Source organism: Hamadaea sp. (genome assembly GCF_013362815.1).
Classification (GTDB): domain Bacteria; phylum Actinomycetota; class Actinomycetes; order Mycobacteriales; family Micromonosporaceae; genus Hamadaea.
In genome coordinates this window covers 91,009-108,272 of record NZ_JABFVK010000025.1, presented here as the reverse complement: position 1 = coordinate 108,272, position 17,264 = coordinate 91,009, and the positions used below count along the sequence as shown (strand labels likewise).

Here is a 17,264-nt window from a genome sequence, read left to right as displayed (position 1 = left end):
TGCCCGCGCGTCCGATCCCGACGCAGCGGGTCACGTTGTCCGACCAGGATCAGGCGATTCTGACCTTCGAACGGCAGTGGTGGAAGCATGCCGGTGCGAAGGAACAGGCCATCCGCGAGACGTTCGAGGTCAGCGCGACGCGGTACTACCAGCTGCTCAACAAGCTGCTGGACGACCCGCAGGCGCTCGCCTTCGACGCGGTGCTGGTCAATCGGCTGCGGCGGCTGCGGCTGAGCCGAGCCCGCAGCCGCGCCTGACGAGAGACAGGCCCTATCCGGCCGCCCGGCGATAGCGGTCGGCGACCAGACGCAGCTCGGCGACCAGCTCGGGCGAGTTCTCAACGGTGAAGTCGTGGCCGATCGCCCCGAGCCAGACGGCCATCATCTCGACGTTGTCCGCGCCCAGTGTGACCGCGCTGTGATCGTCCCCGACCGCCTCGACCGCGCCGAGCATGGCGGGCAGCCGTTCGGCGACGACGTCGGCCGGGGCGTGGATGACCACGCGAGCGGTGTATCGCCACGCCGCCGTGCTGACCCCCTTCGACACGTATGCCGCCAGATCCTCCGCAGGCAGCGGACGGGGTGTGAACCGAGGACCGGTCGGGATCTTCGGTTCCATCCGGTCCACCCGGAAGGTTCGCCAGTCGTGCCGTTCGACATCCCAGGCCACCAGGTACCACCGGCGTCCCCAGGTCACGAGGCGGTAGGGCTCGACGTCGCGGCGGCTGACCGAGGTGTCGTGCGACCGGTAGTCGAACCGCAGGCGTTCGTGGTCGCGGGCGGCGTTCGCGATGGCGGTCAGCACCGCCGCGTCCACCCGCGGGCCGCGCTGCTCGGGTGGGATGGCGACGGTGTAGCTCTGCAAGGTGTTGACCCGGCGGCGCAACCGGCTCGGCAGCACCTGTTCCAGCTTGGCCAGCGCCCGTAACGCGGTCTCCTCGATTCCCGCGACCGAACCGGTCGCCGCCGTACGCAGCCCGACCGCCACCGCGACGGCTTCCTCGTCGTCGAGCAGCAGCGGCGGCAGGTTGGCACCTGCGCCGAGCCGATAGCCGCCGATCGCACCCCGGGTGGCGTTTACGGGATAGCCGAGCGAGCGCAGCCGGTCGACGTCGTTGCGTACGGTGCGGGTGCTCACCTCCAGGCGGTCGGCGAGTTCGGTCCCGGTCCATTCCCGGGGGGTCTGCAGCAGCGACAGCAGACGAAGCAGACGAGCGGAGGTCTCCAACATGTTCTTCATTCTGCCGGAGCATTAGGAACGAGATGTTCCTAATCCGTTGGCAGAGTCATCGGCATGAGAAATCACAAGTGGCTCGGTCTCTTCGCCGTCCTCGCCGCCACGATCATGAACCTGCTCGACTCCACGGTCGTCACGGTCGCCGCCCCGGCGATCCGGGCCGACCTCGGCGGGTCGTACGCCAGCCTGCAGTGGATCGCCGCGTCCTACACCCTGGCGCTGGCCGTCGGGTTGCTGACCGGCGGTCGGCTCGGCGACATGTTCGGCCGCAAGCGAATGCTCATGATCGGCGTCGTCGGCTTCGTCGTCGCCTCCCTGGCCTGCGCCGCCGCCTGGTCGCCCGAGACGCTGATCGGGGCGCGCGTCCTCCAGGGCCTGTTCGGCGCGGTGATGATCCCGCAGGGCTTCGGCCTCATCCGCGACCTGTTCCCGCCGCACGAGATCGGCAAGGCGTTCGGCGCGTTCGGCCCGATCATCGGGCTCTCCACGATCTTCGGGCCGGTCGTGGCCGGTGCGCTCGTCGACGCGGACCTGTTCGGCACCGGATGGCGGGCGGTCTTCGCGATCAACCTCCCGATCGGGCTCTTCGCCCTGGTGGCGGGGGTGAAAGCACTTCCCGGCGGCGACCGCCCCGCTGTGCGTACCCTCAGATTGGACTTGGGCGGCGCGGTGCTGGCCGCGACCGGAATGCTGATGCTGGTCTTCCCGCTTGTGCAGGGCCGCGAGCTGGACTGGCCCGCGTGGATCTTCGCCCTGCTGGCCGCGTCGGTGGGTGTGCTCGGAATGTTCGTCTGGAGCCAGGCGCGCCGCAAGCGGACTGGTCGAACCCCGCTCGTCGAGCTCAGCGTGTTCGCCAAGCGGTCCTATTCGACCGGCGTGCTGTTCGTGATCGTGTTCTTCGGCGCGATCGTCGGGCTGTCCCTCGCCGTGGCGATGTTCCTGCAGCTCGGGCTGGGTTACAGCCCGGTCAAGGCCAGCCTCACCATGGCCACGTGGGCGATCGGCGCGTTCCTCGGCACCGGCTTCGCCGCCGCGACCATGGCCAAGCTCGGCCGCCGCGTGCTGCACGTCGGCCTCTCGCTCATCGCGATCGGTTTGACCTGGTTGTACGCCGTCTTCGCGGACCAGGGCGTGCGCGTCGACGGGGGTGACCTGGCCTGGCCGCTGCTCGTCTACGGGGTCGGCATGGGAATGATCTTCGTGCCGCTGTTCGACATCATCATGGGCGAGATCGCCGACCACGAGGTGGGTTCGGCCGCCGGGATGCTGGAGTCGATTCAGCAGCTCGGCGCCTCGCTCGGCGTCGCCGTGCTCGGCACGGTCTTCTTCGGCACGATCGGTACGCGGTTCGACCCGGCGACCTTCGTGACCGCCTCGAAGACCGTCACGCTGCTGACGTTGGGGCTGATCGGGGTGGCCTTCGTGCTCGGCTTCTTCCTGCCTCGGCGGGCTCGGGCGCACACCCCCGCCCCGGCGCCCTCACCCGACCTCGTCGCGGCCTGATTTCGGCTGCGCTCTTTCGCGCTGGCCGCTTTGCGCGCTGGCCGCTTTGCGCGCTGGATCAGGGTTCCGGGTCGAATCTTGCCCCAAGATTCGACCCGGAACCCTGATCCAGCGCCGTACGTCGGAACGGGGCGACGCGCGGATCGGGGGGAACCCCGATGCCGGTGCGCCTACCCACCCTTACGGTTGGCCTCATGCGCAGCATCTCCCGGCGCCTTGCCGGCGTCGTAGCCGCGGTCGGCCTCGCCGTCGCGGCGGTGGCCATGGCGGCCCAGCCTGCTCAGGCGGCGTACCAGACGGTGGACGCGATGGTTCCCGGCGCGCAGGGCGACGATCCCGCGATGCTCGACACGACGCTGTACCTCCCGGACGACGGCGAGAGCAAACACCCGGCAGTACTGCTGGCTCACGGCTTCGGAGGGACGAAGCAGTCCGTCGCGAAGGACGCGAAGGATCTCGCCGACCGCGGGTACGCCGTTCTCACGTACTCCGCGCGGGGGTTCGGGCGCAGCACCGGGCACATCCACCTCGACGCTCCGCAGTACGAGATCAAGGACGCTCAGCTGCTGCTGGACTGGCTGGCCGCGCGTACGGACATCGAACTGGACGCCGCCGGTGATCCCAAGGTCGGCGTGGTCGGCGGTTCCTACGGCGGCGGCCTCGCGCTCCTGCTCGCGGCGTACGACCAGCGGGTGGATGCGATCGTCCCGATGATCACCTGGAACGATCTGAACACCGCGCTCGTCCCGAACGGCGTGTTCAAGCAGGCCTGGGCCGGCGTCTTCTTCCAGGGCGGCTCCGGTGGTCCCGACGCCGCTTGTGGACGGTGGGCCGCCGACGTGTGCGCGGCGTACTTGAAGATCGCGACGACCGGCGTCCTCGACGAGCAGACCAAGGCACTTCTCGAAGAGCGCAGCCCGGCCGGCGTACTGGGCCGGATCAAGGCCCCGACGCTGCTCATCCAGGGCGAGGCGGACACGCTGTTCCCGCTGTCGGAGGCGGATGCCAATGCGCGCGGCATCACTGGAGCCCCCGTACGCGTCGCCTGGTACACCGGCGGTCACGACGGCGGCGAGGGTCCCCAGTCCGATCAGGACCGGACGAAGTTCCTGACGCTGCAATGGCTCGACCACTATCTACGCGGTTCCGCAGAGACTCCCTCGTCCAGCTTCACCTACTCCCGGGTCACCGGCCTCGACGCCGTCGAGCGGGGACGCCTCGCGACCGGGTACTCCGTGGACGCGTACCCGGGGATGGGGGGTGACGCGACGACGACGGTCGAGCTGACCGGGCGGGCGCAGGAGATCGCCAGTCCGCCGAACGGTTCGCCCGCCGCCGTCTCCTCGCTGCCGGGTGCGGGTGCGGCTGCTTCGTTGCTCAGCAGCTTCGCCACCGATCTGCCCGGGCAGCACGCCCGGTTCGAGACCCAGCCGATCAATGGCGGGTTGACGATCGTCGGCTCGCCGAAGGTCCGGATCAAGGTGGCCTCGCCGACCGGCGAGGCGACGATCTTCGTCAAGCTCTACGACGTCGCTCCGGACGGAACGGCCACTCTGGACAACGGGCTTCTCACGCCGTTGAAGCTCACCGGTCTGCCGAAGACGCTCGCGGAGGCCCAACCGGTCGAGGTCACGCTGCCGGGCGTCGTGCATCGGGTGGAGGACGGCAACCGGCTGCGGCTCGTCGTCGCCACCGCCGACCAGGCTTACCTCGGGCCGGTCGACCCGGTCACCTACTCGGTGGATCTGGCGGCACCGCAGCTCACCCTGCCGACCGTCGACGGCACACCCATCCAGACCTCCGAAGCCCTGTGGGTCTGGGTGCTGGTCGGCCTGGTCGCCGCGCTGATCCTCGGGGTGGTCGCGGCCGTCGTCATCGCCCGCGTCCGCGGTCGTCGCAAAGAACAGGCGATCACCAGCGAGTACGCCGAAACGCCGCTGTCGGTCAAGGGATTGCGGAAGACCTACGGCAAGTTCGTGGCGGTCGACGAGATCAGCTTCACCGTCGAACGGGGTCAGGTCGTCGGTCTCCTCGGCCCGAACGGCGCGGGCAAGACCACCAGCCTGCGGGTGCTGATGGGGTTGACCCAGGCGACCGCCGGCGACGTGCTGATCTTCGGGCACAAGCTGGCCCCCGGCGCGCCGGTGCTCTCCCGGATCGGGGCGCTCGTCGAAGGGCCCGGCTTCCTGCCGCACCTCACCGGTGAGCAGAACCTGCGGGCGTACTGGCGGGCGACCGGACGTCCCTGGGAGGACGCGCAGTTCACCGAGGCGCTGGCGATCGCCGGGCTCGGTGACGCCATCCATCGCCGGGTCAAGACGTACTCGCACGGGATGAAGCAACGGCTGGCCGTCGCCCAGGCCATGCTCGGCCTGCCCGAACTGCTTGTCCTCGACGAGCCGACGGACGGGCTCGACCCGCCGCAGATCGCGGAGATGCGCCGCGTCCTCCAGCGGTACGCCGTGGACGGCCGGGCCGTGCTGGTCTCCAGCCACCTGCTGGCCGAGGTCGAGCAGACCTGCACCCACGCCGTCGTCGTCCACAAGGGACGCGTCGTGGCGTCGGGCCGAGTGGACGAGATCGTCGGCGACACCCCGACTACCCAGTTCGAGGTGACCGACCTCGACCTGGCCCAGAAGGTGCTGGACCGAGTGGACGGCGTCGCCGGGTACGCCGTCGACGGCGACCGCACCCTGATCGCCGATCTGGGTGAGGTGCCCCGCACCGAGGCGGTCGCCGCCCTGGTCCGAGCCGGGGTCGGCGTCGACCGGGTGACCCCGCGACGGCGGCTCGAAGACGCGTTCCTCGCCCTCGTCGGCGACTCGACGGCCGGAAGTGGAGACCGATGAGCACGCTCACCCTGCAAGGCGCGGCCGAAGGCTACAAAGCGCATCGCACCCTGACCGTCGGCTCGGAATGGCGGCGGCAGTGGCGGCGTCGGCGTACGCAGCTGGCGCTCGGCTTCATGGTCCTGCTCCCGCTGATCCTGCTGGTCGCGTTCGAGTTCGGCTCCGACTCCTCCGACGATGGCGGGGGCGGCCGGGGGCAGTTCTCGGCGCTGGTCGACGTCGCCACCGCCGGTGGGCTGAACTTCGCCCTCTTCACGCTGTTCGTCAGCTCGGGCTTCCTGCTGGTCGTCGTGATCGCCCTGTTCTGCGGCGACACCATCGCCAGCGAGGCGAGCTGGGGGAGCCTGCGCTATCTGCTGGCCATCCCGGTCCCCCGCGCCCGGCTGCTCGGCGTCAAACTGACCGTCGCCCTCGGCTACTGCGCGCTCGCCATGGTGACCCTCCTGGCCACGGCGCTCGCCGTCGGCACGCTCCGCTACGGCTGGCATCCGCTGCGCTCCGGACTCGCCGCCGACATCCCAGCTGGCGAGGGACTGGTCCGGCTGCTCGCCGTCACCGGCTACCTGGGGCTCTCGCTGCTGGTCGTGGCCGGGCTGGCCTTCCTGCTCTCCACGCTCACCGACGCCCCGCTGGGCGCGGTCGGCGGCGCGGTCCTGCTCTACATCGTGTCGAGCATCCTCAACCAGATCACCGCGCTCGGCGGCCTCCGGAACTTCCTGCCGACCCACTACAGCCAGGCGTACCTGGGCCTGCTGACGACGCCGGTGCAGGTGGACGACGCCGTCAAGGGAGCGATCTCGGCCTTGGCGTACGCCGCGATCTTCTGGATCGCCGCCTGGGTCCGCTTCCTCCGGAAGGACGTCACCTCCTGATCACCACGCCATGAGGTGAGACTCACATCTCAGGGCGTGGAACCTGGTCGCCGCCGGGATCATGGTTCTGCTTAACTGGCTGCACAACCGAATACCTCATCCAGAGGAGCAGAGGGACACGGCCCGATGAAGCTCCGGCAACCCTGACCGAGCCTTGAGCTGCGGCGGCAGGTGCCAACTCCGTCCGGAATCGCCCGGGAAGATGAGAGGAAAGATCTCATGACTGTGCTTGGCACGGCTTCACCCGCCCGCAACCTCGTCTGTCGCGCTTGCGGGGCAACCTTCCCTCTCGCGGCTCAGCACGCCTGCTTCGAGTGCTTCGGCCCGCTGGAAGTCGCGTACGACATCGAAGCCTTGAAGTCGGTGACCCGCGAGCAGATCGAGGCGGGCCCGCAGAACATCTGGCGGTACGCCGGCCTGCTGCCCGCAGGCCAGGACGAGGCGTCACGGGTGACCTTGAACCCCGGAATGACCCCCCTGGTACGCGCGGACCTGCTGGCCGCGGAGCTGGGCCTCACCGGCGGCCTGTGGATCAAGGACGACTCGGCCAACCCGACGCACTCGTTCAAGGACCGGGTCGTGTCGGTGGCGCTCAGCGCGGCCAAGGCGCTCGGCTTCCAGCGGTACGCCTGCGCGTCGACGGGCAACCTCGCGAACTCGGTCGCCGCGCACGCCGCTCGCGCCGGTGCGCCGTCGATCGTGTTCGTGCCGCACGACCTGGAGCCCGGCAAGATCGTCACGACCGCCGTCTACGGTGGTGACCTGGTCGCCATCGAGGGCTCCTACGACGACGTCAACCGGCTCTGCTCGGAGCTCGTCGAGACCGACGAGTTCGAGGACACCGCGTTCGTCAACGTCAACGTCCGCCCGTTCTACGCCGAGGGCTCGAAGACGCTCGGGTACGAGGTCGCCGAGCAGCTCGGCTGGCGTATTCCGGCACAGGTGGTCATCCCGATGGCGTCGGGGGAGCTGTTGACCAAGATCGACAAGGCGTTCGAGGAGCTGGTCGAGATCGGCCTCGTGGAGGCGCCCGCCGAGGGCTGGACGGTCTTCGGTGCGCAGTCGGCCGGCTGCAACCCCATCGCGCTGGCATTGCACAACGACACCGACGAGATCCAGCCCCAGAAGCCGACCGGCATCGCCAAGTCCCTGAACATCGGCGACCCCGCCGCCGGCCCGTACGCCCTCGAATCCGTACGCCGCACGGGCGGCTGGATGGAGTACGCCGACGACGACGAGATCCGCGACGGCATCCGGCTGCTCGCCCGGACGACGGGGGTCTTCGCCGAGACGGCCGGTGGAGTGACCGCGGCCTGCCTCGTCAAACTCGTCAAGAGCGGCCGCCTCGACCCCACCAAGGAGACGGTCGTGTTCAACACCGGCGAGGGGCTTAAGACGATCGATGCCGTCGCCGAGCAGGTGGGCCCGACGTACCGGGTCAAGCCGTCGCTCAAGGCGGCCAAGGAGGCCGGGCTCCTCTGAGCGGGACGGCGCGCGGCTCGCGCCCGGGATGATGCGAAAACCGGGTGCGGGCGCGTCCCCACTGAGCCACGCTGGGGGGATGAGTCTGCAGATCACCCCCGTCACCCCAAGCGATCCCACTTCCTTCGATCAATACCTCGCCGCCGCGGCGGTCCTCCATAAACACGAAACGCCTGCGTTCCCGCCCACGACGCGTAAGCAGCTGTCGAGCATGTTCGAGCATCCGTGGCCGGGCAACGTCCAGGAGCGTTACGTCGCGTCGGCCGAGGGCGAGGTCGTCGGCTATGTGAGCGTCGAGCACTACACCGAGGACAACCCCGACATGGCGAACCTCGACCTTGGCGTACTGCCGGAGCATCGGCGGCGCGGCCATGGCCGGGAACTGCTCGCCTTCGCCGAGGAGCGGGCACGCGACCTCGGTAAGAAGACGGTCAACACCCACTCCATGTGGACCCTTCCGGAGCTCGACCTGGTCGCGCCGGACGAGGATGGGCCCGCGTTCGCCCGCGCGATGGGCTACCGCGACGCGCTGCCCGAGGTCAACCGGGTCCTCGACCTCTCGACCGTCGACGAGTCCGTCCTGGACGGCATGCTCGAACACGCCCGGGCGAAGGCCGACGGCTATCGCCTGATCCGGTGGAACGACCCCACTCCCGACGACATCGTCCACGACATCGCGTACTTGGACGGGCGGTTGCTCGCCGACGCCCCGATGGGCGACACCGGCTGGGAGCCGATGAACGTCGACGCGGAACGCGTACGCAAGACCGAGGCGGCCATCATCGCCCGCGGCCGGACCAGCTACCACACCGGCATGGTGCACTCCGACACCGGCCGGGTCGTCGCGTGGACGACCATCACCGCCGACGACGAGTTCGATTGGCACGCCTGGCAGCAGATTACGATCGTCGATCCCGACCACCGGGGTCACCGGCTCGGGGCGCTCGTGAAGGTCGAGAATCTTCGCTGGTTCCGTGAGCAGAACCCCAAGGTCACCGCGATCGACACGTTCAACGCGGCGGAGAACGGCTACATGATCGCCATCAACGAGCAGATGGGCTTCCGGCCGCAGTACGCCTTCCAGAACTGGCGCAAGGACTTCTGAGCCGCCGCGTGTCGGGTACGCCCTGAGCTGGGCGTACCCGGCATCATGGGCCCATGATCAAGCGGGGGATCATGCTGGTCGTGGCGTTCGTCGTCGCGCTGCCGGGGGCGGCGTGGGCGGACGATCCGTTCGAGGCACGGGTCTACGCCACCCGCGAAGGGCTCATCGGCGAGGTGACGGCCAACGGCCACCGCATCGCCGGTGAAGATCTCTTCGCCGCACTGCCGTCCCGGCTCGGCCTCGCCGGGCGGGACCAGGGCAATCGCACCGTCCGGGTCTGCACCGCCGAGCGCTGCGTCTTCGTCCCGGTCTGGGACGTCGGCCCGTGGAACACCAAGGACGACTACTGGAACGCCGACCGTCAGATGTGGCGGGATCTGCCCCGGGGCAAGCCGGCGGCGGAGGCGGCGTACGTCGACGGATACAACCGTGGGCGCGACGAGTTCGGGCGTATCGTCAGCAATCCCGCGGGCATCGATCTCGCGGACCGTGCCTTCCGCGACGGCCTTGCGCTGCGGGACAACGCCTGGGTCCGCGTGGCCTTCCTCTGGACGGCCCCGGGTCCGCGCGGTTCGGTCGCCACCGACGGCTCGCCGCTGCTGGTCCGGGACAAGCCCGCGCGGACCGGCGCGGTCGTGGGGTTCGCCGCCGGGCACGCGCAGCTTCCCATCGCCTGTCAGATACGCGGAGAGCAGATCACCGGTGACGCGGGCGCGACGGATCTGTGGGATCAGGTGGCGCCCGGGAAGTATGTGTCCCACGCCTTCGTGGCGACCGCGGCGGGCTTCACCGCGCCGTCGTGCACGCCAGCGCCCTAGCGGAGCATGCGGAGCAGGGCCAGGCCCTGGACGGTCACCGGGCGGAAGACCTTGAGCCGGGACAGGCCGACGAGGTGTTCCAGGTAGGGGACGCCGCGCTGGATGATCTTGTGGGTCTTGGTCTGCTCGGGCGACTCGTCGTGTACCCAGTAGACGACCACGCCGAGCTGGAGCAGCCAGAGCAGTTCGGGCAGCTCGGCGCGCAGGGCCGGATCCATCTTGGTGGTCGTCCCGTCGACGAGCCGCTGGAAGATGTCGAGCGAGATCTTCCGGGACTCCTCCGACTCCGGACTGAACGGGCTGACCGGGGAGCCCGGCACGGCCGCGAGCCCGATGAACTTGCCGGCGAACTGGTGGTGTGGCCCCCAGACCTGCATCCCCGACTCCAGTACGCCCAGCAGCTGCCGGCCGAACGCGCCGCCGGTGGCCAGGATCGGCTCGACGGCCGCGGAGTGTTCCCGTTGGAGTTCGAGGTAGAACTCCTGGACGAGAGCCTCCTTGCTGCTGAAGTAGTAGTACGCGTTGCCGACCGAGAGTCCCGCGGCCGAGGCGATCGCCCGCATCGTCGTCTTCTCGTACCCGTTCTCGGCGAACAACCGGATGGCGGTCGCCACGATCAGCCGGCGGGTCTGCTCGCCCTTGCCTGGTGTCGGGCCGGGACTGGGTTCGGTCACGTCTTTCACCGTATAACCAGTCGGAGCGTGGCTCGCACCACGCTCCGACCGCCCCCGTTCTGAGTGAGTCACAGTGGCGGCTGCAGCTGAACTTGCGGCTGAACCGGCGGGCGCGGGGCCTGCGGCGGCATCGGCGGCTGGTACGCAGCGGTCGCAGCCGGGTGCTGGGGGCGTCCCGGGGGCAGGTGCGGCGGCACGAGCTGGGCCAGGTTCTGCTTCTGAATCCGCTTGCGGAACCGGGTGAGCACGAAGATGTTGAAGAAGTGGATTCCGCCGAGGGCCAGCATCACGATGCCGAGCTTGGTGGCCAGGTTCTCGACGGCTCCGGTGGCGTCGATGACGGTGTCGGTCGTCTTCATCGCGAGCGCGACGTAGCCGAGGTTGAGCAGGTAGAAGCCGACGACCAGCAGCTTGTTGACGCTGGCGGCGAGTTCTGCGTCGGCGAGCGCGTCCTTGAGGAACACCTGTCCGTTGCGAAACAGCGTCCGGGCGACCCAGACGGTCAGCGCGACGGTGACTACCAGATAGGCCAGGTAGAGGCCGAGCTTGGGATCCATTGCCCCAACTCCAGTCGGTAGCGACGAGGTCGAACGCATTTTTTGAACGCGTTCAACTTGACGACCTGACGGTAACACTGCGACTTGAACGCGTTCAAGTGTGACCGTGACCACGGTGTCGGGCATGATGAGGGCATGTCTTTCTTCGCCACCCATGAAGAGCTGCTCGACCGGGCACAGCGGGCGATCGCCGAGCGTGTGTACTGGTCGGCGTACCCGGAGTCGCCGAGCCCGAAGGTCTGGGGCGAGACCGCCGCACCCGACGGGAAGGCGGCGTTCGAAGCGCTCCTCGGTCACGACTTCCCGCTCTCCGGCTCGGGCGAGCGCGTCGCGCCGGAGAAGTCCCCGTTCGGCATCGACCTCGGCGTCCGGTACGCGACCACGCCCGCCGCGGAACTGATCGCGAACGCGTCGGCCGCCTTGCCGGCCTGGCGCGAGGCGGGGGTGCAGACGCGTACGGGGGTCGGGCTGGAGATCCTCGACCGGCTCAAGGGCCGGGTGTTCGAGCTGGCCAACGCGGTGCACGCGACGACCGGGCAGCCCTTCGTGATGGCGTTCCAAGCCGGTGGGCCGCACGCGCTCGACCGCGCGCTGGAGGCGATTGCCTATGCCTACGTCGAGATGACCCGTCATCCGCGGACCGCCACCTGGGAGAAACTGAGCCGCAGTTCGTCTCGCCAAGGCGAGACGACAAGGGAAGCGTTCACGAAGAGCTTCCACGTAGTCCCGCGCGGCATCGCCCTCGTCATCGGCTGCAACACCTTCCCGACCTGGAACTCGTGGCCCGGCTTGTTCGCCTCGCTGGTCACGGGCAACCCCGTGATCGTCAAGCCGCACCCGGGCGCAGTGCTGCCGCTGGCGATCACCGTCCAGATCGCGCGCGAGGTCCTCGCCGAGGCCGGTCTACCCGAAGACGTCGTGCAGCTTGCGGTCGACACCCGGGAAGCCCCGATCGCCTCCGAGCTGGCGCTCGACCCGGCCGTGAAGATCATCGACTTCACCGGGTCGACGGCGTACGGGGAATGGCTGGAGGCCAACGCTCGGCAGGCGCAGGTCTACACCGAGAAGGCCGGTGTCAACACGGTCATCGTGGACTCCACCGACGACTTCGCGGGCATGTGCCGGAACCTGGCCTTCTCGCTCACTCTGTACAGCGGCCAGATGTGCACGACTCCGCAGAACCTGCTGATCCCGGCGGGCGGCATTCCGACCGAGGCCGGGCCGAAGTCGTTCGACGAGGTCGTGGCGGGCGTCAAGAGCGCGGTCGAGGCGATCACCGCCGACCCGGCCAAGGCCGTCGAGCTGACGGGAGCCGTGGTCAACGACGCCGTGCTGGAGCGGATCGACGCCGCCCGTTCGCTCGGCGAGGTCGTCCTCGACAGCCGGGCGCTCGACCATCCCGCGTACGCCGGGGCGACGGTGCGTACGCCGATGATCGTGTCGGTGAAGGACGGTTATCAGACCGAGTGCTTCGGGCCGGTCGCCTTCGCCATCGCGACCGATTCGACCGAGGACTCCCTGACGATCTTCCGTAAGACGGTCGGGGAGAAGGGCGCCATCACGGCCGCCGTCTACTCCACCTCCGAAGCCGTCCTCGACGAAGTCGAGCGAGCGGCGCAGGAGGTCGGCGTACACCTCTCGGAGAACCTGACCGGCGGGGTCTTCGTGAACCAGTCCGCCGCGTTCTCCGACTTCCACGCCAGCGGTGCGAACCCGGCCGCGAACGCCTCGCTCACCGACGGGGCGTACGTGGCGAGCCGGTTCCGGATCGTGCAGTCCCGCCGCCCGGTCCCGGCCGCGCCGGCCGCCTAACCGAGTGCTTGCGCTGCCAGGAGGTCCGACCCGACCTCCTGGCAGACCTGCTTTCCGTGGCCCAGTCCCAACCGCTCCGGGTAGCGCAGCAGGACGCTGACGATCCAGGTCGGGCCGATCGCCAGGCAGGCGACGTGCCACAGATCGTCCTCGGGGCGCATGAACCAGCCGTTCTTGATCGCGACGGACGTCCGCTCCGCCTTCGGCACCGCCAGGCGTACGCCGAAATCACCCTCTCCGCGTACCTGTCTCATCTGGGTGAGCAGCCATTCGGTCCACCGAGGACCGGCGGCCGTCCCCTCGGCGATGCACTCCCCGAGGCGTACGGTGTCGCGGGCCGACACGATCGTCGGGCTCCACCGGTTCTCCTTGTAATTAGGGGCGCTGTCGGCGAGCCCGCACACGGAGACCATCCGCTCGATCGTGACGATGCCGCCGTTGAGCCCGAAGACCTTCGTCGCCGCCGCGTTGTCGCTGTCGACGATCATCCGCCGCAACATCGCCTGCGCCTTCGCATCCGGGTCGGGATCGGTATGCGTCAGGTAGTCGGCGGCCAGCCACACCTTCACCATCGACATCGTGTCGCTGGGCTCGGCCAGGTTCGGCGAGCCGACCACTTCCCGCGTACGCCGATTGAGGAGCGCCCAACTGAAGAAGCCCGGCGTCTTCACGCGTACAAGTGGAGGAGCGGGCGGAGACGCGGACGGCGACGGCGCGACGGAGGCCGCGGCGACAGTGGAATGTGCGGGTTTCGGGGGCTCGTGAAACGAGACCACCGCGACGGCCACGAGGAGGCCGACCGCACTCAAAAGAACCGAGACCTGAACGTGATCCGGGCGTCGACGGGTCGTCACGCCCGGTCAACCCGCAACACCGCGCGATGGTGACGCAGGGCGGCTGACCAGGGCTGTCACCTGTCCGAATTCGGGTAGTGCGCTTGCGCACACTCTCAAGTATCGTGCGGTTCTGGCTGATGACATCGCTCGAACCGCATGGATCTTCGATGTCACCGCTCCGGCGGGCGAACGTCCGGCGGGGGTCTACGACAGACCCAGCACCATCGAAGTGAGGAAGTGTCACAGTGGCACAGGGCACCGTCAAGTGGTTCAACAGCGAGAAGGGCTACGGCTTCATCGCCGTCGACGGGGGTCAGGACGTCTTCGTCCACTTCTCGGCGATCGAGATGGACGGCTACAAGGCGCTCGACGACGGCCAGCGCGTCGAGTTCGAGATCGCGCAGGGCCAGAAAGGTCCGCAGGCCGAAAAGGTCCGGATCATCGCCTGACCAGGAACTTCACACCCCGGCGGCGCCGGCTGGCGAGGCAATCCCCCCTCGCGAGTCCGGCGCCTTCGCACGCCCCCTCAGGACTGACAGATGACTGAAGCGCCACCGCCGTCAGGCTATGTTCCGCCGCCCACTGCCTACCAGGTGCCCGGGCAGTACTACCTCAACCCGCACGATCCTTTGGTGAATCCGCCGTTCGCCGGGATCGGGGGCTGGTTCAGCCGGATGTCGTCGGTGTTCCAGCGTTCTTGGAAGACCATCGCGGCCGTCTTCGCCATCACCCATCTCCTGCCCGCCATCGGCACCGCCGTGGCCGGGGCGATCGGTTCGGCGCTGGTCCTGTTGCCGTGGCAGCAGGAGATGCTCGACGCCGCCGAGTCGGGAGAGCCGCCTCGGTTCGACGCGCACTTCGGTTCGATTCTGGGGTTCATCGGCGTCCTCGTCGTCGCGTTGCTGGTCTTCTCGGTGCTGCAGGCGGCCGGCTATGCCGCCGGTACCTATGTGGTCACTCGGGATGCGGCTGGTACGCCCACCGCTCTCGGCGACGCGCTGCGCTACGGGTTCCGGCGGTGCCTCGGGCTCTTCGGCTGGAACCTCGTCGTCGGACTGCTCGTTGCCGCCGGGGTGCTCGCCTGCGTCCTGCCCGCCTTCTACGTGGTCGCCGCGACCGCGCTGGTCGGCCCGATCTACCTGTTCGAGCGGCGTACGCCCATCGGTCGATCCTTCACGATCTTCAACAACAACCTCGGGCGGGTTCTGGGACGGCTTGCGATGGTCCTCGTCCTCGTCATCGGCGGGTCGATCGTGGCCTCCGGAGTGGAAGGCCTGCTGAATCTCGCCTTCGGCGGCTTCAACTCGTTCGGCACGGTCGACTCGAACGGGGCGGTACAACTCGCCGGGCAAACCGGAGCGTCCCTCGTCGGCTCATGCGTCGTCGCGAGCGTCGGAGCCGTCCTGCAGCTGCCCTTCACCATGGTCCAGTTCGTCGGTGTACTGCTGACCTACGCCGAACAGCGGGGGCATGAGGGGTCGGTCTCGGCCGGGTCGCTCGCTGCGGAGCTCTAGCCCCTACCGGGGTTCCATGCAGATCAGGGTTATGGGTGTGATCTTGGGACAAGATCACACCCATAACCCTGATCTGCTGCTGTCTTGGGGGACTCGCTTGCACTCGGCATGCCAGAGTGCTAAACAAGGTGTTGGCACTCAGCTTCACCGAGTGCCAACAACCTACGAAAGACCAAGAGTCGGAGCGGTGGGGTCGCTCGGCCGTCCTCCTTCAGAGGATGGCGGAGGCGACCGGTCGTCGCGGGCTATCCGCCCGGCGAAGGTGTGTCAGACAGGCGGCGTTTCGTGCCCACCAAGGTGCGAAATGCCGGGATTGTCCAGGAGGACATCGCCGTTATGGCCAAGATGATCGCGTTCGACGAAGAGGCGCGCCGCGGCCTTGAGCGGGGCATGAACACCCTCGCCGACGCCGTTAAGGTGACGCTCGGCCCGAAGGGCCGCAACGTCGTGCTGGAGAAGAAGTGGGGTGCTCCGACCATCACCAACGATGGTGTGAGCATCGCCAAGGAGATCGAGCTCGACGACCCGTACGAGAAGATCGGCGCTGAGCTGGTCAAGGAGGTCGCGAAGAAGACCGACGACGTCGCCGGTGACGGCACGACGACGGCGACCGTCCTGGCCCAGGCGCTGGTCCGCGAGGGCCTGCGCAACGTCGCGGCCGGCGCGAACCCGATGGCCCTCAAGCGGGGCATCGAGGCCGCCGTCGCCTCCGTCGCCGAGGAGCTCGCCAAGCTCGCCAAGGACGTCGAGACCAAGGAGCAGATCGCCTCGACCGCGTCGATCTCCGCCGCGGACACGACCGTCGGCGAGATCATCGCCGAGGCGATGGACAAGGTCGGCAAGGAAGGCGTCATCACCGTCGAGGAGAGCAACACCTTCGGCCTGGAGCTTGAGCTCACCGAGGGTATGCGCTTCGACAAGGGCTTCAACTCGGCGTACTTCGCGACCGACGCGGAGCGCATGGAGGCCGTCCTCGAGGACGCCTACATCCTGATCGCGAACAGCAAGATCAGCAACGTCAAGGACATGCTGCCCATCCTCGAGAAGGTCATGCAGTCCGGCAAGCCGCTGACGATCATCGCCGAGGACGTCGAGGGCGAGGCCCTGGCCACGCTGATCGTCAACAAGATCCGCGGCACCTTCAAGTCCGTCGCCGTCAAGGCCCCGGGCTTCGGCGACCGCCGCAAGGCCATGCTGCAGGACATCGCGATCCTGACCGGCGGCCAGGTCATCTCCGAGGAGGTCGGCCTCAAGCTGGACTCCGTCGGTCTCGACATGCTGGGCCGGGCCCGCAAGGTCGTCGTGACCAAGGACGAGACCACGATCGTCGAGGGCGCCGGTGACACCGAGCAGATCAACGGCCGGGTGAACCAGATCCGCGCCGAGATCGAGAAGTCGGACTCCGACTACGACCGCGAGAAGCTCCAGGAGCGTCTGGCGAAGCTGGCCGGCGGCGTGGCCGTCATCAAGGTCGGCGCGGCCACCGAGGTCGAGCTCAAGGAGCGCAAGCACCGCATCGAGGACGCCGTTCGCAACGCGAAGGCGGCCGTCGAGGAGGGCATCGTCGCCGGTGGTGGCGTCGCCCTGGTGCAGGCCGGGAAGAGCGCCTTCGACAAGCTCGACCTGTCGGGCGACGAGGCGACCGGTGCCAACATCGTCAAGGTGGCGCTCGACGCGCCGCTGCGGCAGATCGCCGTCAACGCCGGCCTCGAGGGCGGCGTGGTGTCGGAGAAGGTTCGCAACCTGGAGACGGGTCACGGCCTCAACGCCGCCACCGGCGAGTACGTCGACATGCTGAAGGCCGGCATCATCGACCCGGCGAAGGTGACCCGGTCCGCGCTGCAGAACGCGGCGTCGATCGCGGCCCTCTTCCTCACCACCGAGGCCGTCGTGGCCGACAAGCCGGAGAAGGCCGCTGCGCCGGCCGCTCCGGGCGGCGGTGACATGGACTTCTGACAGTCCGCATTTTCGAACGGCCGGGACCTTCGGGTCTCGGCCGTTCGGCC

Annotated in this window: 14 protein-coding genes, 1 pseudogene and 1 riboswitch; of the genes and pseudogenes, 11 read left to right on the top strand and 4 right to left on the bottom strand. The window is 68.6% G+C overall.

Annotated features, from left to right (window positions below; translation table 11 throughout):
* Positions 1 to 35: 35 nt before the first annotated feature.
* A pseudogene (locus HOV77_RS34780) lies at positions 36 to 257 on the top strand (DUF3263 domain-containing protein); the annotation flags it as partial.
* 13 nt (positions 258 to 270) lie between these two features.
* Here HOV77_RS34780 and HOV77_RS14440 read toward each other — a convergent pair.
* Positions 271 to 1,230: a YafY family protein gene (locus tag HOV77_RS14440; RefSeq protein WP_290862370.1), complete on the bottom strand. Its 960-nt coding sequence runs from the start codon at positions 1,228 to 1,230 to the stop codon at positions 271 to 273.
* A gap of 63 nt (positions 1,231 to 1,293) precedes the next feature.
* Between HOV77_RS14440 and HOV77_RS14435 the strand changes: the two genes are divergently transcribed.
* The 6 genes from HOV77_RS14435 (at position 1,294) to HOV77_RS14410 (ending at position 9,865) form a co-directional block, all read left to right on the top strand.
* The gene (locus tag HOV77_RS14435; protein ID WP_290862368.1) at positions 1,294 to 2,739 is read left to right on the top strand and encodes an MFS transporter; all 1,446 of its coding nucleotides are present in this window, start codon (positions 1,294 to 1,296) and stop codon (positions 2,737 to 2,739) included.
* Positions 2,740 to 2,933: 194 nt separating this feature from the next.
* Positions 2,934 to 5,588, top strand: a complete 2,655-nt coding sequence (locus HOV77_RS14430) for an alpha/beta fold hydrolase (RefSeq protein WP_290862366.1) — start codon at positions 2,934 to 2,936, stop codon at positions 5,586 to 5,588.
* Positions 5,585 to 6,460 (top strand): ABC transporter permease subunit, encoded by an 876-nt coding sequence (locus tag HOV77_RS14425; RefSeq protein ID WP_290862364.1) that lies wholly within the window; start codon positions 5,585 to 5,587, stop codon positions 6,458 to 6,460. Before HOV77_RS14430 ends, HOV77_RS14425 begins: the two co-directional genes overlap by 4 nt.
* 93 nt (positions 6,461 to 6,553) lie before the next feature.
* Positions 6,554 to 6,669: riboswitch (SAM riboswitch) on the top strand.
* A gap of 10 nt (positions 6,670 to 6,679) precedes the next feature.
* Entirely contained in the window at positions 6,680 to 7,942 is a 1,263-nt protein-coding gene (gene thrC, locus HOV77_RS14420) for a threonine synthase (protein WP_290862362.1), read from the top strand.
* A 79-nt stretch (positions 7,943 to 8,021) separates the two neighbouring features.
* Positions 8,022 to 9,047 carry a GNAT family N-acetyltransferase gene (locus HOV77_RS14415; protein WP_290862360.1) on the top strand — a complete coding sequence of 342 codons (1,026 nt, stop codon included), beginning with the start codon at positions 8,022 to 8,024 and terminating at the stop codon, positions 9,045 to 9,047.
* Positions 9,048 to 9,100: 53 nt separating this feature from the next.
* Positions 9,101 to 9,865 carry a hypothetical protein gene (locus HOV77_RS14410; protein WP_290862358.1) on the top strand — a complete coding sequence of 255 codons (765 nt, stop codon included), beginning with the start codon at positions 9,101 to 9,103 and terminating at the stop codon, positions 9,863 to 9,865.
* Here HOV77_RS14410 and HOV77_RS14405 read toward each other — a convergent pair.
* Both HOV77_RS14405 and HOV77_RS14400 read right to left on the bottom strand, forming a co-directional pair.
* The gene (locus tag HOV77_RS14405) at positions 9,862 to 10,539 is read right to left on the bottom strand and encodes a TetR/AcrR family transcriptional regulator (RefSeq protein ID WP_290862356.1); all 678 of its coding nucleotides are present in this window, start codon (positions 10,537 to 10,539) and stop codon (positions 9,862 to 9,864) included. The two genes, HOV77_RS14410 and HOV77_RS14405, sit on opposite strands and share 4 nt — an antisense overlap.
* Positions 10,540 to 10,607: 68 nt before the next feature.
* Positions 10,608 to 11,096 carry a hypothetical protein gene (locus tag HOV77_RS14400; protein WP_290862354.1) on the bottom strand — a complete coding sequence of 163 codons (489 nt, stop codon included), beginning with the start codon at positions 11,094 to 11,096 and terminating at the stop codon, positions 10,608 to 10,610.
* Between the two features lie 135 nt (positions 11,097 to 11,231).
* Between HOV77_RS14400 and paaN the strand changes: the two genes are divergently transcribed.
* The gene (gene paaN, locus HOV77_RS14395) at positions 11,232 to 12,908 is read left to right on the top strand and encodes a phenylacetic acid degradation protein PaaN (RefSeq protein WP_290862352.1); all 1,677 of its coding nucleotides are present in this window, start codon (positions 11,232 to 11,234) and stop codon (positions 12,906 to 12,908) included.
* Here paaN and HOV77_RS14390 read toward each other — a convergent pair.
* Positions 12,905 to 13,579: a serine hydrolase gene (locus HOV77_RS14390; RefSeq protein ID WP_290862350.1), complete on the bottom strand. Its 675-nt coding sequence runs from the start codon at positions 13,577 to 13,579 to the stop codon at positions 12,905 to 12,907. The two genes, paaN and HOV77_RS14390, sit on opposite strands and share 4 nt — an antisense overlap.
* Positions 13,580 to 13,989: 410 nt before the next feature.
* On the opposite strand from HOV77_RS14390, the gene HOV77_RS14385 reads away from it, so the two are divergent.
* The 3 genes from HOV77_RS14385 to groL all read left to right on the top strand — a co-directional run bounded on the left by HOV77_RS14385 (position 13,990) and on the right by groL (position 17,214).
* On the top strand, positions 13,990 to 14,193 hold the full coding sequence (locus HOV77_RS14385) for a cold-shock protein (protein WP_027342428.1): 204 nt from the start codon (positions 13,990 to 13,992) through the stop codon (positions 14,191 to 14,193).
* Positions 14,194 to 14,283: 90 nt separating this feature from the next.
* Positions 14,284 to 15,258, top strand: coding sequence for a hypothetical protein (locus HOV77_RS14380; RefSeq protein ID WP_290862347.1), 975 nt, complete (start codon positions 14,284 to 14,286; stop codon positions 15,256 to 15,258).
* Positions 15,259 to 15,594: 336 nt separating this feature from the next.
* Positions 15,595 to 17,214, top strand: a complete 1,620-nt coding sequence (gene groL, locus HOV77_RS14375) for a chaperonin GroEL (RefSeq protein WP_290862345.1) — start codon at positions 15,595 to 15,597, stop codon at positions 17,212 to 17,214.
* The last annotated feature ends 50 nt before the right edge of the window (positions 17,215 to 17,264 follow it).